Below are 2,341 nucleotides of genomic sequence, written 5' to 3' on the forward strand. Positions count from 1 at the left end.
ACCACCCATGGCATCGCCCACGCCCTTCTCCCTCAAAACGCCGCTGCCCGCGGAGGACCTGCGCTTCGAGGCCATGACGCATACCGCCGGCTTGAGTGCCTTGGAGGAAATGCAGCTCGCCCTGCTCAGCTCCAAGGCCGACATCGCGCCCGAGAAGCTGCTCGGCAAGCCCCTCGACCTGTCGGTTCGCCTGCGAGAGGGGGGGCGGCGCCACTTCTGCGGCATCGTCACGCGCTTCTCGGTGGGCCACCACAGCCATGGCGCGTTCAGCTATCAGGCCACCGTGCGTCCTTGGCTGTGGCTGCTGACGCGCCGCGCCGACTGCCGCATCTTCCAGGAACAGACAGTGCCCGAGATTGTCGAGGCCGTGTTCAAGGACTACAGCGGCCAGGCCAGCTACCACTTCAACCTGCTGCGCAGCTACCGCAAGCGCATCTACTGCGTGCAGTACCGTGAGACCGACTTCAACTTTGTCGCCCGGCTGCTGGAGGACGAAGGGATCTACTGGTACTTCGAGCATGCCGAGGGCGAACACAAGCTGGTGCTGGTCGACGCACCGAGCTCGCACGACCCCATCGCGGGCGACAGGACGCTGCCCTTCTACGGCAACGAAGGCCAGTTGCCGCCCGACCTGGACTACGTCTCCGACTGGCAGGCCGCACGCGCCGTCAAGTCGGGTTCCGCCGCGCTGCGCAGCTACGACTTCGAGCGCCCTGCCATGACGTTGGAGGTGACACAGAAGAACCCGCGCGAGCATGACTTCGCTGCGCTGGAACTGTTCGACTTCCAGGGCGACTACGTTCAAAAATCCGACGGCCAGCAGATGGTGGACGACCGCCTCGATGAGCAGCAATGCCGCTTCGACCAGAGTGCCGGCCAGTGCGTCTCGCATGCCATGGCACCCGGCCGCAGCTTCACGCTGGCGCGCCATCCGCGCGAGGACATGAACGCCGACTACCTGTGTACGCAGATCCGGCTCAGCGCACGCGACCAGGGCGGCGAGGCCGGCGGCGGCCCCGGCGGGCTGCAATGCAGCTTCGAGGCCATCCCGGCGGACCAGACCTACCGCCCGCCGCGCCGCACGCCCAAGCCCTTCGTGCAGGGCCCGCAGACAGCCGTGGTGGTCGGCCCCGCGGGCGACGAGATCTTCACCGACAAGTACGGCCGCGTGAAGGTGCAGTTCCACTGGGACCGCCTGGGCAAGAAGGATGAGAAGAGCTCCTGCTGGGTGCGCGTCTCCAGCCCCTGGGCCGGCAAGAGCTTCGGCTTCGTCCAGCTGCCTCGCATCGGCCAGGAGGTGGTGATTGATTTCCTCGAGGGTGACCCGGATCAGCCTCTCGTGACCGGCCGCGTCTACAACGCCGACCAGATGCCCCCCTGGGATTTGCCGGCCAATGCGACGCAAAGCGGCGTGCTGACCCGCAGCAGCAAGGGGGGCGCCTACGGCAACGCCAATGCGCTGCGATTCGAAGACAAGAAGGGCAGCGAGCAGGTCTGGCTGCATGCCGAAAAGAACCAGGACATCGAGGTCGAGAACGACGAGACGCATTGGGTGGGGCATGACCGCAAGAAGACCATCGACCACGATGAGACCACGCAGGTCAAGCACGACCGCACCGAGACCGTCGACAACAACGAGACCATCACCGTCCATGGCCAGCGCACGGAAACCGTGGACAAGAACGAGACGATCACCATCCACCAGAACCGCACGGAGACGGTGGACCAGAACGAGCAAATCACGATCGGCATCAACCGCACCGAGAGCGTGGGCGCCAACGAGTCCATCACGATAGGCAGCAGCCGCAGCATCAGCGTCGGCGCCAGCGAGACCGCGACGGTGGCGCTGCAGCGCACCCATTCGGTGGGCGTCAACGAGACCATCGCCATCGGCGCCGCGCAGGAGGTGGCCATCGGTGCTGCGCAGACCGTCGCGGTCGGTGCGGCTCAGAGCATCAGCGTGGGCGCGAACCAGAGCACGAACGTGGGTGCCAACCAGAGCACCGACGTCGGCAGCAACCGGACGATCAGCGTCGGCGGAGACCAGTCGACCACCGTCGGCAAGGGGCGCAACGCCAGCGTCACGAACGACGACCACCTGAAGGTGGGCAAGAACCTCGTCATCGATGCCGGGGACTCGGTCACGATCAAGACAGGGAGCGCCAGCATCACGATGAAGAAGGACGGGACCATCCAGATCAAGGGCAAGGACATCACGCTGCAGGGATCGGGAAAGATCAACATCAAGGCAGACAGCGACGTGGTGGTCAAGGGCTCCAAGGTCGGTCTCAACTGAGGACGGAAGCGATGGATCGAGCCACCGCCCCCTTCATCCCGCTCG

General features: G+C 65.5%; 1 protein-coding gene. It reads left to right on the forward strand.

Going from position 1 to position 2,341, the window contains the following annotated elements:
- The first annotated feature begins 7 nt into the window (after positions 1-7).
- On the forward strand, positions 8-2,296 hold the full coding sequence (locus tag VGF12_RS20585; protein ID WP_414710162.1) for a type VI secretion system Vgr family protein: 2,289 nt from the start codon (positions 8-10) through the stop codon (positions 2,294-2,296).
- Positions 2,297-2,341 lie beyond the last annotated feature (45 nt).

The organism is Roseateles sp. (assembly GCF_036404855.1).
Classification (GTDB): domain Bacteria; phylum Pseudomonadota; class Gammaproteobacteria; order Burkholderiales; family Burkholderiaceae_C; genus Pelomonas.